The sequence below is a fragment of the Apibacter raozihei genome (assembly GCF_004014855.1).
In the GTDB taxonomy this organism is placed as follows: domain Bacteria; phylum Bacteroidota; class Bacteroidia; order Flavobacteriales; family Weeksellaceae; genus Apibacter; species Apibacter raozihei.
This window is the reverse complement of the sequence record NZ_CP034930.1, coordinates 2,245,958-2,266,044: the sequence shown is the minus strand read 5'-3', so window position 1 is coordinate 2,266,044 and position 20,087 is coordinate 2,245,958. Positions and strand designations below refer to the sequence as shown.

The following is a 20,087-nucleotide window of genomic DNA, read 5'->3' as shown; positions in this document are numbered from 1 at the left end:
TAAATTTTACTTACAAGTTTAACACTTTATCTTTGTGATATTTTATTTTATAACTAACTCTTACTTTTTTAGTTTCATTGGGTTTCAGATTAAGTATCCATGTCAGTACCCCCAATTCTTTATTGTCATTAGCATGATCTGTTTTTAACAAATCAATAGTAATATCATTAGAACTACTTAGTGGATATTGATCTTTTAGTTGTACTGCTATTTCAGTATTTTTATTGTTACGAACTGAAATATCATAAGTAAATACACTCTCATTATACGAGGAAAATAGTTTGGTTGATGTTAATTCTTTAACCTTTTCTCTTTTAACATTGACTCTTTTATCTTTCCCAATGCTCAGATGCAATACATCTGAAATCTGATTGGGATCAATAATAGTTTTCCCAACATAATCTCCATTAATCGTAATATTAGCTTCTCCTTTTAAAAAGTAATAGTTGGAATGCTGACTGACTTCTGCCATTAAATATACTTCTGAATCTAATTTTGGAACTGCATAGTATTTGTATGTAGCAGGCATTGAGTTTTCCGCCAAACAAATGTTATATGGTTTCCCATTAGACGCTATAGTATATGGGATATCGGCATCAAAAGAGATATTTAATTGGTTTTCATTTATACTTGTATTTATATTGTATTCTTCGTTTTTTAAATTCGTCTCACCTATTATAGATTGAATTGTTTTTACTTCATAACCTGATCTTTAAAAGCCCTTTGTAAAGATTTTAAATATTCACTGTCTACATATTTTAGTATCCAGGCTTTAAGAACTGGTGCTTGATTGTATAAATCAGGATTCCCACTTGAAAAAGTAAGTTTAACATTATCCCATTCAATTCCGGTTTTTTGAGCAACTACTGCTTTATAAACCAAATTTATTGGCTTATTGGTTTCATTAATCTCCAAATCATACATTGGATACCAAGAAGTATTGCTTGTAAAATATTTAATACCAACCGACACATTTTAAGCTTTTGATGATAATAGTTAGATAATAAATTTTTTATTTATAGCTGAAAAAACTTATTTTTATTTTTTTTAATTATCTCTTAACTATTTATTATAAGATATTTTTATATCAGTAATAAAATATTTTTACTTTATATTATAATAAAAAATTAATATATTTAAGCATTCAATTAGTAAAATAAATTAACATGAAAAAAACTTTATTCGTAAGCACCTTTTTGGTGTTTACAACTATTCTGTACTGCCAGGTAGGAATTAACACAGACTCTATCACTCCTGGTGTTATGCTGGATATTAACGGAAGAATCCGTATAAGGGATTATTCATCCCCCACATCTGAAAATTCCAGATTTAAAAGCTCCGAACCTACGTATACCAAAATAATGGTTATGGGTGAAAATGGCCTCGTCAGTGCTCAATATAGCTATAAAGTATTGAGACAGAGTGACAGTACAATAATTAATATTGTAAAAAAAAGTGTTGATATAACTAATCATATAAATAATCTGATTGATGCTAAAATTAATTCGGAAAAGGGTCTGAGCTACGTAAGAGGAAGAGGAAATACAAAAACAGCCATTTTATCTGGATCATTAAACCTATTTCCAAACTGGAAAAAAATAGCTTTTGACTTTGTCGACCTGGATAATAATAACGACTATAACAGCACCAATTCTCCAGATTCCGAAAGTTATTGTTTTACTGCTCCTATGGATGGTATTTATGATATTTATGTACAATACGAATTAAATACACTATTAAGTGCGCAAAGCATAGGGGTAGGAATTTTTAAAATTGATAAAAATAACGTTCTTACTCTTTTAGCAGAAAATACATATCAAAGCATAAATATAAGTTTGTTAACTTTAAATGTGGATGTTTCTCCTCCTACCAGACAAACAAAAACATTAGTCAGGCTTGAACAGGGAGATAAAATTTTCTTTGCACTACAATCCACTGTAACCATTAACTTACTAAAAAATTCATCTACAAGTACCTTTTTTACTATTAGCCAGGTACGCTAAACAAAAAGCAGGATTACATTAAGTAATCCTGCTTTTATTTCATTTTAACAGATATTCTATATACCTTATATTTAGTAATATTTTATTTCAGTCACAGAATAACCATATCTATTATTTTCTACCTCTGAAAGCTTGAAAGAAATAACTTTTCTTTGTTTACCGCGTAAAGTTTCCAATACATTCCTTATTGTTTTACTTCTTAATAACTTTTCTCCGTTAACCTTTTTAAAACATTGAGTTTCAGTAATAATATCTTTTTGATCATTAAAGGAATATTCACATTCTATATCATTATTACGTAAAAAACCGATGTTGACATTATCTGAATCATAAAAATATTCAATCGGCATCTGCTCATTACCTTTTTCATCCTTAAAATATTCTTTTACTAAGTTCCCTTCTGAATCATAATCATAATATACCGTGCTATTGTAATCATTGTTTTGATAAACTTCTTTTTTAATCACATTATCTTCAGAATCATACGTATAAAGGCATTCTTCAGTTGTACCAACCTTATAATCAAGCTTTACCGTTTTATATGGCAGGCCGTTTTCCTGATAATAAAAAAAGGTATCATTTAACTGATCTATATTCTGCACAACCATTTCGTTTTTAAAATAATTGACATACTGATATTCATTAATCATACAGTTCTGTTTGGCTATTGCAATCCCTTTTTTATTGTATTCGGTAAAAGTACATTTACTTCCTACTACTGAATCTTGTTTCATATATTTAACACTTTTCAGTGAGCTTGCATCGTACAATGTCTGGCTGGAAGTCTCAATAGGAAAAATATGCCCATAAGAACTTTTATTCAGATTTTTATACTGAAAATTCCCCTCAAAAAGAGAAATCATACTCATGTTATCTTTTTCTAAATCATTAAGCTCTATAAGCTTATTATCCACTATAGGTTCATACCAGTTCTGACTAAAAAAATATTTAGCATCCGATTCTTCTGAAAAACGATATCCATACCTAGCTAAAATTTCCTTTCTCATTAAACTCAATTCTTTCGGTTTTTTATCTTTTAAGTCATCATACCCTAAACGAATAAAAGCTGTCTGTGGATATTTCCCGGCAAACTCCTCCGGAGTTATATCCACATCATCATCATTAATTCTACATGTGGTTACATTGTTTTTACCTGTAGAACACATCATTATTTTAATAGGAGGTTTAGATTTTCCATAATTAACCTCTTTTTCTTTTAGATATACAAAGGAAAGTTTTTTAAGCTGATCTGATGAAAATTTACCATTTTCAATTTTTATATTAGTCAGGTTCTCAACCTTTCGATGAAGATCCCCTCCTTTTTTACTGTTAAAATCCAGAATTACATATTCACTTATTCCTTGTGCATACGTTTTACCTTCTAAATTTAAAATTTTGATAAAAGTACTTTTCGTGTCATTTTTAAATTGGAAAATTTTATTAATACGAATGCTGTCTCCAACATTTTCATCAATTAAACTTACATCTATTTTCTGACCACCTCTTACATATACTTTCTTTTCCTGTGCAAAAAGATGAATTTGCATCAGACATATTAAAACAAAAATTATATTTTTCATAAAAAATAAGTTTCTTTATACAAAAATACATAAAAAGTTAAATGATTTACATTTTAATCAACTATGATAAATATTTTTAATAAACTTAAAAGGTTCAAAGCATTCAATACCATTACTTCAATTAAGACTGCATTACTTAATAAATTTTGAAATTAAAATTATAAAAACATATTCTTATTAAAAAATTTCATTGTAATTTACTATATTGATTTCCATTTATTTATGAATTAATTACCTATTATAAATCATAATAAATAAATAAATTTATTATTTTCCTTTAATTAAAATCAGTTTTATAAATATATATTTTAATTTAAAATATTATAGACAATTATTTAATTTACCCAAATTATATATCAATATCAAATTAATAATTGAAATTTATATCTTTACATTTAGAAAAAATAAAATTTTATCATATTATTCTTTTTATTTTAAATTAAATTATTATTTTTGCTTTATGGTAATCTTATTTAAATAAATTAGATTATTATGTTATTTCCAATAATAACTGTTTAAACCTTTAAAAACCTTAGGTCTTGTTTATTTTAAACAAGGCCTTTTTTATAAATAATTTGTAACAAAAAGTGTCTTTACTATTTATAGTTTAATTGAGCATTTACTTAAATTATTATTAAAATTTATAAATAATATGACTATATTTGAATACGAGAGTAAATTGTTGTTTAAGGTCAACTCTTAGGGTTGTCCTGAAAAGTTAAGTCTTATAATTAAAATATAAGACTTAATTTTTTTATAAAACTAATTCTGAAAATAAAACATCAAGAGTTTTTTCCAGATTCTCAGAAAATCCGGGATGTGGCCTAGAAGTTTGAATTGTTGTACTTCTTACAGAAGTTAGCCATCTGAATCTTTCAGGGACTGATAACTGAGCAATTTTTCCTCCTTTTCTATTTCCTTGACTAATTAGTTCGAATGCATGCAACATAGAATAAATTTTGCTTAAGTCTAAATTTTCTATAGTTGAAAAATTCTTTATTCTTTCTTCGTTTACCTGATATTTAATTCTGATATACCCTGTTTGCTTGGAAAATAAAATTACACCAATATTTATAAATTCTTCACGTTCTACTAAAGGTAAAAAACGTATGGTCGCATATTCATATAAGTGCATTTCTTGATTTTTTTGCTTCATTTATAAATACTTCTGAATTAGATAATCTACTTGTAAGAAATTGTAAATACGTATTTCTTATGTCTTCTTTTGTCTCAATTTCATCATCCCAATCCAGCCAGGAATCAGGTAAAAGGGAGAGTATTTCTGTAAAAACATTTTCACTAAGAGCTTTTTTGTACTTTTCGTTTACTGTTTCCAAACAACTTGCATAAGGAAGTAATACATGATCTTTAATTTGAGGAAATGAAGTTATTGCATGTTTTTCCCAGTTAATCCAGGAATGATGAAAGTATAGACCTGCTCCTTGATCAATTAGCCATAATTCTTTATGCCACATCAGCATATTCGTATTTTTGACCGTTCTATCTATATTAGTTAAAAAAGCATCCAACCAAACTATTTCAGAAGCAAGTTTCTCGTCAACTTTAAATGCTGCCGGATCATAAGTAAGAGCACCGGATAAGAAATGTAAACCCAGATTTAATCCACGACTTGCTTTTAGTAAATCTTGTATTTCCTCATCTGCCTCTGTTCTTCCAAAAGCTTCATCCAGATTGGCAAAAACAATTTCGGGAACACGTAAACCCAAATACCGGGCAATTTCTCCACCAATTAGCTCTGCAATTAAGGCTTTGCTGCCATGTCCTGCTCCTCTGAATTTTATAACATATTTAAAACCATCATCTGCTTCTGCCAAAGCAGGCAACGAGCCTCCCTCTCTTAAAGGTGTTACATACCTGCTAACGTTTACTGTTCGTACATCCATTTTACTATTCATTTAGAGATTGTAAAATTACATTTTTCTTTTTTATGTATAAATGTGTAGATTATAAGAGCGTACTAATGTATAAAACGATTTATATTTATATTTTTACTAATAAATTAAATTTACTTATGAGACCAGTATACTCTTTTTTTCTTACCTTATTGCTTTCCTGTATAACTTATGGTCAAAAGAAGACTTTTGATAAGTATGATGTTATAATCAATTATAATTCTAAAAAAGGAAAATACGGACTTATTACTCATAAAGATAAAATAATAATTTCTCCTACGTATGATTATATTAAATATTTTGCTGATGAACAGGTTGCTTTAGCAAAAAAGAAATTTAAATGGTGCTTTATCGTTCTCCCCGCTAAACAAAAAACATTTCTTTCATATGAAGAAATTAAACATTTTAATGGTCCTCTTTTTATTGTAGTTAAAAAAGGAAAATACGGTTTAATAGATAAATATGGAAAGGAGGTTTTATCTCCTTTTTTGGATAAAATTTACAATCCTTCTTATGGATTAGCTATTACCAAAAAAGACAATTTTTATGGATTGTTAAATCTCAATGGAGAAATTGTTGCTTCAGCGAAATATGATAATATTCAATTATTAGATGATACTTCTTACCTAATAGTTGTAAACAACAAATTTGGAGTAATAAAAGAAAATGGTTCTATTTCTATTAATCCTCAATTTGATAATATATATAGTTTTAATAAAAATCTATACCGTTTTATAAATGGAGGAAAGTACGGACTGATCAGTAAAGATGGGAAAGTGTTTGTTCCTGCAAAATACGATCTAATATTTTATAATGAAAATAATGATACTGCTTACGCCTCTTTAGATGATGAGACAGGAATCATTTCTTTGTTAGATGGTAAATTTACAAATATCAAAGATATCCCTAGTTCAATACCCATGGTTAATATTCATGATAAAAACAAAGTTTTTACGGGAGTTGCAAATTTAGAAGGCACCAAGGCTTTTCAAAATTTTATAAAAATGAATTTAAATTATCCTATAAAAGCTATTGAAAAAAAAACTAAGGGTACAGTCCTTGTCAAGTTTGTAGTTGAGAAGGACGGAACTATTTCTAATATTAAGATAATTAGGGATATTGGAGATGGGTGTGGAGAAGAAGTAATAAGAGTTTTAAAGCTAATAAAAAAATGGAAACCCGATACAGATAATGGCAAAGCTGTCCAAACTCATTATAAAATCCCTATCCGTTTTAATACTTATTAATTACTAATTTATTTTAACTTCAATACAAAAGCCCCCTGGAAAATATTTCAGAGGGCTTTATACACAAAAGATTTGAAAAAATAATTGAACTTTAAGATTCTAAATCTATTGAGCATTTATCAATACTACAATCAAATCCATAACGTTAGTAAGTGTGGAGCCAGTGACTACCTGTCCTCCAACTTCTTTGAAAAAATGATAGGAATCAAAATTCTCTTTATAATAGTTTATATTTACATTTTTTCTACCTGCATTTTCAACGGTTGAATAATCAACAATAGCTCCGGCTGCATCAGTAGGTCCATCATTTCCATCAGTACCTGCAGAAAGAATAGTTATTCCTTTTTTACCAGATAATAATAGGGTTGCACAAAGTGCCAGATGCTGATTTCTTCCACCCAGCCCTTTTCCTTTTACCTGAACAGTAGTTTCTCCTCCATAAAGTAAAACTTTTCTTTCCCCTTTTAGCAGTTGCTTTTGTATTTCCAATGATTGGTTAACTATTTGCTGAGCTGCTAATTCCGCATCTCCTTGTAATTCAGAGGTAATAATTTCTGCATCCAGACCAAGTTCTAAACATTTTTTATAAGCAGCCTTTAAAGCCAGTGTATTACTACCTATAATAAAATTGTGTACATTTCGAAATAAAGCATCTCCTTCTTTAGGAGTTTCCTCAACTATTTCTGCCAATCCCTTTTGAAGATAGTCTTTCAAGGAAACAGGTATTTCTTGTACCAAATTATATTTTTCAAGAATTTTCCATGCATCTGAAAAAGTAGAATGATCAGCACTAGTAGGGCCAGAGGCAATAATGTCTAAAGAATCACCTATTACATCTGATAAAATTAAACTTACTAAAGTTGCTGGAAATGCTGTTTTGGCTAACTGACCGCCTTTTACCTTAGAAAGATGCTTACGTACCACATTCATTTCATGTATATCTGCACCGCTGATCAATAAAAGCTGGTTAAGTTTTACTAAATCTTCGGGTAATGCTCCTTCGGGACAATCAGCCAACAAAGCAGAACCTCCTCCGGATAATAAACAGATTATTAAATCTTCTTTCTTAGCCTTATCTAACATTTTTACAATTTCCTGAGTAGCCTGAAATCCATTTGCATCCGGCACCGGATGACCTGCTTCTGTTATTTGACCATATTGAAGATTACACGAATGACCATATTTAACTATAATATGCTCTGCATATATTCTCGACCCTAATTTTTTTTCTATTTCTTTAGCCATTAAAGCACTTGCTTTACCTGCTCCAATTATATAAATGTGTTTGAAATCAGAGAGGTTAATCGTTAAATCCGATATGTGCATACGCTCATTTTTAATCCTTACGGAGTCCGTAAGCATATGATCGGGTAAAACACTTTTAACTCCTGAATCAAATATTTTTTTTACTATAGTTTTTGAATCCATAAAATCTTAGTTTTAAATTACACACAACGATACCAGCCAAATACAAATAAACACAGTGATTCCCATAACAAGAGTAGCTGATGTATATACTTTTAGTGAAACATCCGTATCAATTTCAGAAAATTTAGTTACTACCCAAAAATATGAATCATTAGCATGGGACACTACCATTGATCCAGTCCCCATGGCTAAAGTAGCAAATAATCTACCTAATTCCGAGCTTAATCCTAAGGATACCAGCATAGGTTCTACAAAAGATGCGGCTGTGATTATTGCAACGGTTGACGAGCCCTGGGCTGTTTTTAAAAAAGCGGCTATAATAAAAGGAATTAAAAGTCCCAAACCTTTATCTCCTAAAATTTTTCCAGCCTCGGTCCCTATTCCGGTTTCTTTTATCAGTAAGCCAAACATTCCTCCTGCTGCCGTAATAATTAAAATGGGGCCAGCTTTCTCAATTGCTGATTCAAACACTTCATTTAATTCATTTATTTTTTTATTTTTTAATAAGAACAGCGAGCAAATTACCCCTATGAGCAATGCCCATACAGGTTGCCCCAATGTATGAACTATCTTTAAAATCAAATTTTGATCTTTAAATTCAAATATTTTCAGTAAAGAAGAAACAGCTATTAAAATTAATGGCATTACTATCGGAAGTAAGGATAAAGTAACAGATGGTAGTTTACCTACTGAAACTTCTTCATTTTCATCAGCATGATACGGTTTATATCCTTTACCTTGTGTCATAAATTTTATCCAGAAATAAGCAACTAAAGCTCCGGGTATTGCAAATAAAATACCGGCAAGGATAAAATAACCCATATTTACTTTCATAGATTCGGAAGCTGCCAATGCTCCGGGATGAGTGGGTACCAGACAATGAACGGCAAATAGAGAACAACCCATAACTGCAGCTATAAAAGGCATTGATATTTTAGTTTTAGCACTGAATGATTTTGCCAATCCACTTAAAATAATGTATCCTGAATCACAAAATATAGGCAATCCTGCAATAAAACCTGTTAATCCCATGGCAGCAGGAGCTTTATCTTTTCCTGTTTTCGAATAAATGTAATTTGCAATACTTAATGCTCCTCCACTCTTATCCATAACTATGGCTACAATAGCTCCAAATATGATCAAAAAACCAATGGACGCCATTGTGGTTCCAAAGCCGTCTTTTAATGTTTTGAGAATATCAGTATTAGGTAATACCGTAACAGCAAGAAACAATGATACCAGAAAAAGTGAAACGAAAGCATTCAATTTAAGCTTTGAAGTAAGATAAATAATAGCAATTAAACTAAAGAGCACAACAAATGTAACAGCAATTAAACTCATAAATTTATTTTTGTAGTTAGAATTTTAATCATTACATAATGATTTCTTAAAAATACTATTTATTTTTGTTTTATGTTGTTTTAGAGGTATGATTTTTTCACATACGAAAGCTATCGAAATTTGATTTTTTGATTTATATAATTTTTTGAAAACTTACAACTTTACTCGTTGTTGGAAAATAAATTTATTTTTACATAAGATATAATTAAATTAATACAGCATATTGTCTATTAAAAGGCTTTAATAAAATTAAATATATTTATTTTATCTGTACTAATATAATTGACACAAATTTCTTTATTAAGAAAGCATATTTTTCAAAATTTTCATCATATCCAGCTCAACATCTGTTTTATTTTAGATTTGTCAATATCTCTATTTGACCATCCTTCTTGAGCTACCATTCTTTTTATAACCCAAGGTTTGTATACTTTTTTTAGTCTCCAATTTGTGATATGATTTGCAGGAATAATTATTGTAATATTTTTATTACATTTTCTATGTTTACCTAAAACTTTAATTTTTTTGTATCCATCTCCCCATTTTTCAGGAAAACAATATACTCTAGTTCCTGAAGAAAAGTGTTTAGAACCCTTTTCATTATCTCTAATATTTTCTTTTATATTTCCAACCAGACACCAGATAAACGGCTGTAGAAAATTTATTTTCGCATCGTTCAATTTGCCTGATTTTTTAAAAAATGATATAATTTTCAACACTATATATTGTGGATAAAAAAATTATTATTGATAAAAATAAACAATGTTTAGTACATCGGATTGAGACATAGCTCCCGGGTTTATACCCCATTCTCCTTCTGGAACTGGAATTCCCAAATTTTTAAAATGAGATATCCAAAAAGAATTAAATTCACCGGTTTCCGAAGACTTAAAAGTCATTTTATTTAATGGAAAAACAGCAATATGATTGTTTGCCCAATAAAGAACCTTATAAATTAATTCTGAACAATAATATTGATCATTTGAGAGATCAAAAGCGTCATCGTATTCTTTACCAACGAGTTGTAAAGCTTCTTGAATTGCCTGAGGAATAATTGGTTGATACGTTTCTTTTAAACGACCTACAACAGATTTAGGAGGACAATTTATTTTTTCTTCAGGTACTAAATAATCTTTTAATGCTGTAACACGAACTTTTGGATGCGTTGCTTCAATAACAAAAACTTCATGTGAATAAGGGTTTATCCATACCATTCCGACATGTGTAAAATTATACCCATCTATTCCTTGAGTTACTTGCTTAATTGCTTCTCCCATACCGTTATCACAGGATTCCTGAAAAATTAAATCTCCATTTTGAAGCTCAAAAAATGCATCAGGTTTAATTTGTGAAAAAGAATTGACATAAATAATAAACAATAAAATAAAAAAATATCTGTACATTTTAAATTTTATATTGTTGCTGAATGATTATTTTTTGAATAATGAAAATAATCCATTCATAAATCCTTGATTTACAATATCCAAACCTAAACCGAAATTACTATCTGCTATGGTTTCATGATCTTTACGATAGCTTTCAAATTCATCTGGCTTTAATTCTAAATTTGTAACAACATTAGATTCTATAGTTACTGTTCCGCCATTTTTACGAATATTTTTTTTGCAGGTATAGTCCAAGTATTTATTGTGTATTTCTACTTCCTGTATGGTGTATTTTTCTTTCGTATCAATCTTTACATCTGTTTCAATTGAAATTTCATATTTTTCAGAGTCTGCACCTATCCAGAATGGTATATCTTCATGAACATAATCTCTTACCTGATTTTTAACTATATTATAATCAAAATACATTAAAAACCGGTTATTTTTACTGTTTACATAGTACGGATCAGCTATATCTGACTGATAGCATATTTTAAATTCGTTTGCATCTTTGTCATCATTAATAATATCTATGGATGCTGTCGTGAATATTTTTCGGGGATCTGTTCCTTTACGATCGTTAACATAATTAAGCGTATAAAATAAAAAATTATTCCAGCTATCAATAACTTCTCTTTTATTGGTATTTTTAAAATATTTACGCATCATGTTTGCTCTATTACCCCAATATTTTGTATTTATAATTATATTTCCTTTATTTTGGGATACCTTAAATTCAACAGTTTCTTCAATGCAGTATTTTTTAAATTTATGAGAAGTCCTGGTTTTAAGATCCTGATCAGGATTTATTTCCAAATAATATTTGAAATATAAAAATCCACGGTTTTCAATAGTTCCGTATTCATCTCTCGTTGTTGCATCTATAAAATATTCTTCTCCTTTGTAATTTACTTTCACTATAACGTGATTGAATGTAAGTAATGAAGGCAAATAATTTCTAAAATAAAAATCTACATTGTAATTTATTAAGATAACTGACGATTCTATATCCAGATAATCCAAAATATTTTTTAACAAAACGCACTTAGCCTTGCAATCTCCTTGCTTAGTGAAGTATGTAATTTCCGGTTCCTGAGGTTTGTGACCGTTCATATCAACTGCATTAAAAATATAATTGATATTATTTTGAACATAGTCTATAGCAAACTGTAGCTGTTTATCCTTATTATCTAATAAATTTAATTTCTCAACCAGCTCCGGAGCATATTCTTCCAATTTCTTTTTTTCATAAACTTCTTTGTAAAAAGGATAGATATAATTGGATAGTTCTTGCCAGGTGCTTTGGGTTGAAAGATCAATAAATGGAAATATCTGCCGGCTTGAATCTACCGAATTAAGATAATCGGTATGATAAAATTCATATTTCTCCCCTTTATTAATGCTTACTATCTGATTAGATTCCAGAGTATTCTCTTTATTTCTGAAATAATTCTTCTTTACCTCTACCGTTTTTTCACATTCATTGATAAAAGTAAATTTATATTGTCCATATGCCCAGTACAAATCCGGACTTACCCATATATATCTGAAAAATTCTTTTTTAATAAAATCTTTATCTGTTAATATTTTCCGCTTTGTGTCTTCTAAAATTAAAACATCATACAAACGTAAATCTTTAATTGTAATATTAATTTTTTTAGCACTGCTTATTACTCCACCTCCACTATTATTTTCGTCGTCAAACTCTTTGATTTTAAGATCGGGTATTTTATCTATTAATTGTCCCTCTCTGATAACACTTATGCGATGTATTACATATTCCTCATTTTCATCAAGATTAACTTCATAAATCGAAGCTTTATCTAAATTTGCTGATTCGTTTAAGGTATATATAACACAACAATATTCGGAAACTTCTTCTTGACTGGCATAAACAACTTTATCCAGAAGATAGCAAAAATCTCTACCTTCATTTAACCATTTTCTTGAAAATTCACTATCAACTACAAAAGACTTGATTTCATCATCCGTAAATTGTCTGGCCCATAGTGATGGTTTTCCTATTTTGTAATTTTCATTTCCTATTGAAGGTTCCATAGTTTATTATTTATATTGCAAAATAAGTATAAATCTCTGAATTATTGAAGTTTTGTTTAGTTTTTAATAAAAAATGCCTGAAAATTCAGGCATTTTTTATTTTATTGTATTAGTCTATTGAATGTCAATACGTATACCTTTACTATGAGCAGACATTTCTGGAGCATACATAGATTGTAACTGAGTAATTCCATTAGAAAATTCTCCTTTATTATTGGCGCGTACATCATATTCAAAAACATAGGTTCCTTTTCTTAGATATTCAAAGAAAAAGTTAGTTGCTGCATCTCTGGTACTTTCATAATACCCGGCTCCATTCTGAAATTTATATCCGGAAAGTACGTTTACTGGCTCAAATCCTGAAGCTCTCATATCTTTAATGTGAATATACTGTATATCTCTGTCAACCTTGATAATCAATTTAACTGTGACTAAATCTCCAACTTTAATTGATTGTTTATCTGAAATTTCTTTTAGCTGCTGACCATTATCTGTATTTACTTTTAAAAATAATTGCTTCTGCATTTTTATATTGGAATCTGCCTGAGTTATTTTATCCAAATTTTCAAAATATTGCCAATATAATCCTCCCCAAGCTACTCCCGGAGAAGTTTTTTCTATTTTTACCAATCCCATTTCTGAATTTATCTGATCTGCATTCCATGATTTTTTGATGTATCCGGATGCTTGTTCGGCTGAAGTATCCTTAGATGGTACAAATTGGGTGTTTCCTACAAAAACGTTTACTCCTTCTTCTGCATTAGAGCAGTCTTTTCCAAAATTCATCAAGGCATATACTGCATTAGTCGTTGCTTTTGTTGAATTCCATGAGTGAGTCTGACGGTTTTTCAATAGCCATACTTTCATTTCTTCCACCGATTTAATGTCCTGAGGAGTTATTTCTGAAAAAGCTTCTATTACTTTTGTCTGCGATTCGACCGGTGTCTGATACCAATGCCATCCCGGAACATTATTTTTCCAGTACATTCCCATTTCATCGGCTTCTACAGAAGTTTCTTTAAGATTTTTAAGTACGATCTGGGCAGAGTTTTTATAACCGTATCTGTTTAGTACTATTGCAGTCATTGCTTTGTTTTGCAGATCATAGTTAGTAAAATAAACAGAAATATCTTTATGGATATCACTTAGATATTTTGATATTTCAACAGGTAATTTATATTGGTCTTTCCAAAAACTTCTTACATAATAATAGTGCATTAAGTCTTTACCATCAATCTTATTTTTATTTTTCTTCTGTTTTTTTATGTATTCTATGGTTTGACTATCTGTATACTGAATTGCTTTTTGTATTATATTCTGAAGATTACCATTCAGATATTCTGACGATTGGTTTCCTAACATATTTTTTAACTGTCCAAAACCTAAAATTATAGTTTCTGTGATATATGAACTGGAATTTCCTCCTTCAAACCAGGCAAAGCCTCCATCGGTATTCTGACGTCTTATCAGTTTATCCTGAGCTTGTGTATTTTCCTGTGACATTTTATTTAGATCAAATAATAAAGCAATTCTCTTTCTTTGTTCTGTTTCATCTTCAGCATTACGTACCCAAGGTGTTTCCTCCAAAAGAATATTTTTCAACTCCTGATTTTTTTCCAGATTTGATAGATTTACACCTTGTAAGTTCCAATTATCAAATACTTTTTTAATTTTTGGTGAAGAGTTTATAATATAGGTAGAGAGGATATTTCCATACAATCTGCTGAATAACTGCTCTGAACATTCGTATGGATATTCTCTCAGGTATGGAAGTGAGAAAACAGCCAGCCAAAGAGGGTTAGTTGTCATTTCCATACTTAAATTAAAGTTTTGTAATGTATTGGATTTATTATCCAATAATTTGTCAAACTTAAATTCTTTTTTCTGATTTTCTTTGATATATATAGGAAGTGTTTCGGTAACCAGCATTCGATTGGTCAACACAGGCAAAACACTTTCTTCTCCATCAGAATAGTTTCCTGATGTAGCTACAATTCGATAAATAACAGCCGGAATATCTGCGGGAACTTTAATCTTCCAACTTACTTCAGTATTGTCGGAAGACTTTAAACTAAATGGCTGCTGAGATTGCTGATTAAAAAATTCTGTATCAACTGGTTTGTTGGCTACGGCATCAAATAAAAACAATTGAGCATGCCCGTTTAAGATTTTATCCGCCAAGTTATTGATTTTTGTACTTATTATTAGTTCATCTCCTTCTCTTAAAAAACGAGGGACGTTTGGAACTACCATTAACTCTTTTTGGGTTTGTGTATAAAACTGGGCCGTTCCCGAATATAGATCCTGAGTGTGTGCTAAAATTAGTAGTTTCCATTGAGTAAGAGCTTCTGGTGAAGTAAAAGTAAACTTGACTTCACCATTTTTATCCGTATATAAATTAGGGAAAAAGAAAGCCGTTTCTCCTAAATTTGTTCTCGCTTTTATCGTTTCAAGTTCATTTTGTTTTAAATTTTTTCTCCCGGTATTTGAAACATCAAGATTAGCTTCTAAATATTCCTGATTTTCCGATTGTTCAGCCAGAGGTGCCATGCCAACATCGTCAGTTGTCATAATTTTAGATGAAACAGGACTTGCCGACATTCTTACAAGCTCTAAACCATTCATAGCGTTTCCAAAAACTATGGATATATCTTTTAAATCCGTTTTTTGAGGATATTTATAGCTACGATAGGCCACCTGCTGGGATAAACTTGAGTATACCGGATTATATCCGATTACTCTATTATTATGGTATAAAATTCCATACACATTATAGGACCAAGGGGAAAATGTAAATGAGTTAGATTTAAACTGATCTAATGATGCATCATAAAGAGTTGCAAGAACTTCAGCTGTAATCTTATCTTTATCTTTTCCACTTATTGTAAGCTCCCAGGTTTCTTTTTCTCCCGGTCTTATTTTATCTCTGAAAACTTTAGTTGAAATTTTCAGATCTTTGGGTTCTTCTGTTACATTTATCTGAAATGCAGAGGCTTTATAACCATTTTCACCAATCAAATAGGAATATGCAAATAATCCATTTGTTATTAACTCCTTTTCTGCTATAAGTGTATAGGTTGCTTTACCATTTTTAATAGGAATCACTTTGTGTAAAATCCATTGTCTTCCGCTCTCTAAATGAAGTACAGCTGTTGCTTCTTTCAGATTGGAAATAAAATTGATTTCAATTTTTTCTCCCACTTTAAAACCAGGCTTGGATGGTAATACTGAATAAAATATATTGTTTGCAGATTTTAAAGTATTATTTTCCCGGATTTCAATAACTTTTTGAGTCTTAATTGAGTCCTGTCCGAACATAGTATAAGCTTGCACTAAATAAAAACCATGAGCCAGCGAACCTGATAATTTGATTGAATCTGATTGATGGGTATCGAAATTATAGACTACTGATTTGTCTTTTTTCCAGAATTGAGGATTTTGTTCTTCTTTGGAATAAGGTAAATGAGGGAAATACTGATTAAACAAATTAGGATCATATAGCTGATAATCAGGAACAAAATCTACTTTATTCGGCAAAATAATTTTTGAGGGTGTCAGTAGTCTGGTTACAGTAACTTTTCCCTGAGCAGGAGATTTCCCCCCGTTTAGATTCATAGAGCTTATACCAATACTAGTAAAATCTTTTTGTAGTGATACTTCCGGAAGGGTAAGAACTAATTTTTTAGGTAAATCTCCTATTGTAACTCTTGATTCTCCCGTATGCGTTTCTCCGTTAACATCAGTTACATCCGCATAAAGAATATAGGTATAAGTTCTGTACTCCTTCGCTTTTTTTAATTCCTTGGATTTTGCTAAAAATGAAATTTTAAAATTTCCTTTGTCATCAGTTTCTGTTTCTCCTTGTTCTATAGTTTCCGGTTGAGAACGATTAGGGATATAATAGCCTCTGAAATATGGGAAAATTTCTTCTCGTTCAATTCTATATACTACTTTAGATCCTGAAATAGGAACTCCGGCAAATGAAAGAGCCTTACCCTCGATTCTTACCTTATTATCCAAAGTATATTCTCCTGCCAACGGCTCTATAGTTACTTGAAATTTAGGTCTTTTATACTCTTCAACTGATATATTTTGTGTATTAAAGCCATAATCGGATTCTAGAAAATAATTACCTGTAATACCACCTTCGGGTATGATAAACTCCCCAAAAACACTCCCGTACTCATTAGAGACCAACTGCAACGATGCTACTTTTTCAGAGTTTACATTATGTAAGGATATGGTAACTTGTCTATTGCTAGCTATAAGAGATTGTTCTTTTTTCTGGTTATATAAAATAGCTTTAAAGTATATTTTTTGCCCTGGCCGATAGATTGCTCTATCGGTAAAAATAGTACTTTTTTTAGTGATGGTTTTTTCATCTTCATCTGATTTACTTCTCCATCCGTAATAACCTGAATTAATTTCAATAAAAGAACCGGATTCCGGATTCAATAGATATCTGTTGTTATAATTTTGAGCTTTCAGTGTAAAAAATCCATCTGTATCGGTTTTTACATTTTCGGATTTTACAAGTTTTTGAGAATTTTCCAAGCTATAAATGGAAACAGATAAATTTGATAAAGGTTTTCCTGTTTTCCGATTCAGCAGCTGGAACAGAGATTCCGATATTTCATTTAATCTCACCATGGTCCAGTCGTTTACCATAAAGTATATTTTTTCCGGATCTACGTCATTTTTATCTTTTTTTGTAAAATCCGGATAGAACGAATATTCAAGCTCATAATTTCCTTGAGGCAATCCATCTAGCTTAACAACCGTTGAATGGGATTCATAATCATCAAATGTTTGTAACTCCCATACTCCTTCTCGAATTTGTTTATTGCCTGTATAAGAAAAAATCCCATTATTTTCAATTACCCAATCATCTTCTTTCTTATTTTCATACTCTTTCAAATCAGCTTTACGTATTCTATAGTAAATTTTACTAACGTTAGTAGCTCCGACCTTAAGCGGAATATATTCATCAGGTAACAATTCAGGATCTAAGGTCAGGTTTACTGCCTTTCTAGTAATGCTTTCCTGAAGACTTTTGCAATTAGTATTCCAACGGTTTTTATGGGATAGATTTATATTACTGCATATTTTCAATGCTTTCTTTTTATCTGAACCCTCAAATAATTGAGCTGCTGAATAATACAAATAAGATGAATATTCTTCAGCAGAATATAATTTAGCCAGTTCAATTAAATCATTGGCTTTTTGTTCTAAAGTTCTATCAGAGCCGGATAATTCTGTTATTTCTATTCTTTTAAAATTTAAATAGGCAGATTTATCTGTATCATTTTGATGAAATTTTAATAAATCAGAAATAAGTTCCTGCTGAGTTTTTTTTAAAGAGTTATTTTTAGAAACAGAGTTGTAATATATAGCATCCCGATTGTTTTCACCAAGTGCATTTATATAACGACTCATTAAAACATCATATAATGTAGGATACAGGTAAAGGTCCTGATCCGTAGTTAGCAATCTCTTCCAATTTTCTGTTTTCTGATTTTGCAATAGCTGTTTGTTTTGAATTGACTGTTTATATAAACTCAAACTTTCTAACTCTAATTGCTTTGGACTCCAAGTACTTATATCATCAGATTTTGTTTCTGCTTCAGTTATATTTTCTTTACTTCCTTGTGTATTAATCTTGTATTTATAATATGTTTTTGCCAATAATGATTTTAAGATGTCCTTAGCTAACTCCGATGAAGAGTTCATTTCTGTTTTTAATTTTTGTATAACTAAATAATAAGGATCTTCCCATTCGTTATCTTGTGTAACCGATAGTATTTCACATTGTTTGGAAAGTGAACTGATCATCTCTACCACATTATTATCTTTTTTAGCCTGAACATAAATTTCATCTAATTTTGGCTGCAAAGATTTAAATTGTCCTTTTTGGGATAATTTATTTATTTCTTTCCATTTCTGGTCGTAATCAAACTTTTGTGACATAGCAATATGTGTTACCAATAAAAGTGTTAATAAAAGAATACGTTTCATATTATTTCAGTTATATATCAAAGTTAAACATTTATCTCTTTTACTATAGATTAAAAATTTTTAATATTCCATAAATAAAATGTATGTTTATAAAAAAAGCCGGAATATATCCGGCTTTTTTAACTATTGATTTTTATTCCTTTTATACATAAGGTTAATCATTCCATCAGCAGCACCTATTTTGGGAATATGTACCCGGGTAGCATGTGCATATTTCATCACTGAATCATAAATGAGTAAAGCAGGCACAATAACATCTGCACGGTCGGGCTTCATATTAAATGTTTCAATTCTTTCCTCGTAACTAAGATTTTTTAATAATTCATATTGTTGATGAATATATGAGTGAGAAAGAAATTTCCCTTCTTTTTTGCCTGAATTTTTAAATACATAATTAATATTCCCTCCTGAGCCTATCAACTCTACATGTTTATCTGCAGTAATTTTTGTAACCCAGGGTTTTACGGTTTCGTGTAAAAAATTCTCACTAATTTTGCCGTCCAATAATCGCACAGTACCTATTGGAAATGACTGGCTGTTTAATACTTTTCCTTTATTTAGCAAAGAAATTTCTGTGCTACCTCCACCTACATCAACAAATAAATAAAAATGATCGGACTCTAGAAAATTTTTAAGTTCTGAACTAAAAATGATTTTTGCCTCTTCTTTACCTGATATCACTTCTATTTCAATACCACTTTTTTCTTTTACAGCTTCAATAACTTCTTTTGAATTTTTAGCTTCTCTCATTGCTGAAGTAGCAAACGCTCGATAGCAGTCTACATTATACACATTCATCAGTAATTTGTAAGCCGTCATAGCCTCCGATAGCCTGCCTATAGTCTTCTCGGAAATTTTTTCATTAGTAAAGACATCTTCTCCCAATCTAACAGGTACCCTTACTAAACTGGTTTTATTAAATGTTACCGTATCCTGTGTTTCGTAGATTGTATTTATTAACAATCGAACGGCATTGGAACCGATATCTATAGCGGCATAGGTATAAATATTCATTACTTGGCTGAATTTTAATTGTTACTATATTAAACAAAGATAACGAATAGTTATATATTCTTTTCATAAATTATAATATGGGTATGTTTTTTGTATTGACTTT

Annotated in this window: 14 protein-coding genes; 2 read left to right on the top strand and 12 right to left on the bottom strand. The window is 30.1% G+C overall.

Annotated features, from left to right (window positions below; translation table 11 throughout):
• Nucleotides 1–10: 10 nt before the first annotated feature.
• Complete coding sequence (locus EOV51_RS10050; RefSeq protein ID WP_228427776.1) at nt 11–676, bottom strand: DUF4139 domain-containing protein; 666 nt, start codon at nt 674–676, stop codon at nt 11–13.
• A gap of 17 nt (nt 677–693) precedes the next feature.
• Nucleotides 694–972 (bottom strand): DUF4139 domain-containing protein, encoded by a 279-nt coding sequence (locus tag EOV51_RS10045; RefSeq protein ID WP_128152393.1) that lies wholly within the window; start codon nt 970–972, stop codon nt 694–696.
• 194 nt (nt 973–1,166) lie between these two features.
• Here EOV51_RS10045 and EOV51_RS10040 point away from each other — a divergent pair, with 194 nt between their 5' ends.
• Nucleotides 1,167–2,003 (top strand): hypothetical protein, encoded by an 837-nt coding sequence (locus tag EOV51_RS10040; protein WP_128152391.1) that lies wholly within the window; start codon nt 1,167–1,169, stop codon nt 2,001–2,003.
• A gap of 71 nt (nt 2,004–2,074) precedes the next feature.
• On the opposite strand, the gene EOV51_RS10035 is transcribed toward EOV51_RS10040, so the two are convergent.
• The 3 genes from EOV51_RS10035 to EOV51_RS10025 all read right to left on the bottom strand — a co-directional run bounded on the left by EOV51_RS10035 (nt 2,075) and on the right by EOV51_RS10025 (nt 5,499).
• On the bottom strand, nt 2,075–3,583 hold the full coding sequence (locus tag EOV51_RS10035; RefSeq protein WP_128152388.1) for a YARHG domain-containing protein: 1,509 nt from the start codon (nt 3,581–3,583) through the stop codon (nt 2,075–2,077).
• Between the two features lie 754 nt (nt 3,584–4,337).
• A complete protein-coding gene (locus EOV51_RS10030) occupies nt 4,338–4,739 on the bottom strand; it encodes a DUF3037 domain-containing protein (RefSeq protein WP_128152386.1) in 402 nt (133 codons plus the stop codon).
• A complete protein-coding gene (locus EOV51_RS10025; protein ID WP_228427617.1) occupies nt 4,705–5,499 on the bottom strand; it encodes a HipA family kinase in 795 nt (264 codons plus the stop codon). Before EOV51_RS10025 ends, EOV51_RS10030 begins: the two co-directional genes overlap by 35 nt.
• Before the next feature lie 116 nt (nt 5,500–5,615).
• Here EOV51_RS10025 and EOV51_RS10020 point away from each other — a divergent pair, with 116 nt between their 5' ends.
• Nucleotides 5,616–6,743 (top strand): TonB family protein, encoded by a 1,128-nt coding sequence (locus tag EOV51_RS10020; RefSeq protein ID WP_164875283.1) that lies wholly within the window; start codon nt 5,616–5,618, stop codon nt 6,741–6,743.
• 105 nt (nt 6,744–6,848) lie between these two features.
• Here EOV51_RS10020 and EOV51_RS10015 read toward each other — a convergent pair whose 3' ends face one another.
• The 7 genes from EOV51_RS10015 to EOV51_RS09985 all read right to left on the bottom strand — a co-directional run bounded on the left by EOV51_RS10015 (nt 6,849) and on the right by EOV51_RS09985 (nt 19,984).
• Nucleotides 6,849–8,171 (bottom strand): glycerate kinase type-2 family protein, encoded by a 1,323-nt coding sequence (locus tag EOV51_RS10015; RefSeq protein ID WP_128152382.1) that lies wholly within the window; start codon nt 8,169–8,171, stop codon nt 6,849–6,851.
• Nucleotides 8,172–8,183: 12 nt separating this feature from the next.
• Nucleotides 8,184–9,512 (bottom strand): GntP family permease, encoded by a 1,329-nt coding sequence (locus EOV51_RS10010; protein ID WP_128152380.1) that lies wholly within the window; start codon nt 9,510–9,512, stop codon nt 8,184–8,186.
• A 329-nt stretch (nt 9,513–9,841) separates the two neighbouring features.
• The gene (locus tag EOV51_RS10005) at nt 9,842–10,192 is read right to left on the bottom strand and encodes a hypothetical protein (protein WP_128152378.1); all 351 of its coding nucleotides are present in this window, start codon (nt 10,190–10,192) and stop codon (nt 9,842–9,844) included.
• A gap of 63 nt (nt 10,193–10,255) precedes the next feature.
• On the bottom strand, nt 10,256–10,915 hold the full coding sequence (locus EOV51_RS10000) for a YiiX/YebB-like N1pC/P60 family cysteine hydrolase (protein WP_128152376.1): 660 nt from the start codon (nt 10,913–10,915) through the stop codon (nt 10,256–10,258).
• 27 nt (nt 10,916–10,942) lie between these two features.
• Nucleotides 10,943–12,955, bottom strand: coding sequence for a DUF3857 domain-containing protein (locus tag EOV51_RS09995; protein WP_128152374.1), 2,013 nt, complete (start codon nt 12,953–12,955; stop codon nt 10,943–10,945).
• A gap of 114 nt (nt 12,956–13,069) precedes the next feature.
• On the bottom strand, nt 13,070–18,970 hold the full coding sequence (locus EOV51_RS09990; RefSeq protein ID WP_128152372.1) for an alpha-2-macroglobulin family protein: 5,901 nt from the start codon (nt 18,968–18,970) through the stop codon (nt 13,070–13,072).
• A 123-nt stretch (nt 18,971–19,093) separates the two neighbouring features.
• Nucleotides 19,094–19,984, bottom strand: a complete 891-nt coding sequence (locus EOV51_RS09985; protein WP_128152370.1) for a Ppx/GppA phosphatase family protein — start codon at nt 19,982–19,984, stop codon at nt 19,094–19,096.
• Between the last annotated feature and the right edge of the window lie 103 nt (nt 19,985–20,087).

Bases quoted from the DNA above. Each gene is read 5' to 3' on its own strand.
- EOV51_RS09985 (WP_128152370.1), bottom strand. From the start codon at position 19,984: ATGAATATTTATACCTATGCCGCTATAGATATCGGTTCCAATGCCGTT.
- EOV51_RS10040 (WP_128152391.1), top strand. From the start codon at position 1,167: ATGAAAAAAACTTTATTCGTAAGCACCTTTTTGGTGTTTACAACTATT.
- EOV51_RS10030 (WP_128152386.1), bottom strand. From the start codon at position 4,739: ATGAAGCAAAAAAATCAAGAAATGCACTTATATGAATATGCGACCATA.
- EOV51_RS09990 (WP_128152372.1), bottom strand. From the start codon at position 18,970: ATGAAACGTATTCTTTTATTAACACTTTTATTGGTAACACATATTGCT.
- EOV51_RS09995 (WP_128152374.1), bottom strand. From the start codon at position 12,955: ATGGAACCTTCAATAGGAAATGAAAATTACAAAATAGGAAAACCATCA.
- EOV51_RS10000 (WP_128152376.1), bottom strand. From the start codon at position 10,915: ATGTACAGATATTTTTTTATTTTATTGTTTATTATTTATGTCAATTCT.
- EOV51_RS10035 (WP_128152388.1), bottom strand. From the start codon at position 3,583: ATGAAAAATATAATTTTTGTTTTAATATGTCTGATGCAAATTCATCTT.
- EOV51_RS10020 (WP_164875283.1), top strand. From the start codon at position 5,616: ATGAGACCAGTATACTCTTTTTTTCTTACCTTATTGCTTTCCTGTATA.
- EOV51_RS10015 (WP_128152382.1), bottom strand. From the start codon at position 8,171: ATGGATTCAAAAACTATAGTAAAAAAAATATTTGATTCAGGAGTTAAA.
- EOV51_RS10010 (WP_128152380.1), bottom strand. From the start codon at position 9,512: ATGAGTTTAATTGCTGTTACATTTGTTGTGCTCTTTAGTTTAATTGCT.
- EOV51_RS10025 (WP_228427617.1), bottom strand. From the start codon at position 5,499: ATGAATAGTAAAATGGATGTACGAACAGTAAACGTTAGCAGGTATGTA.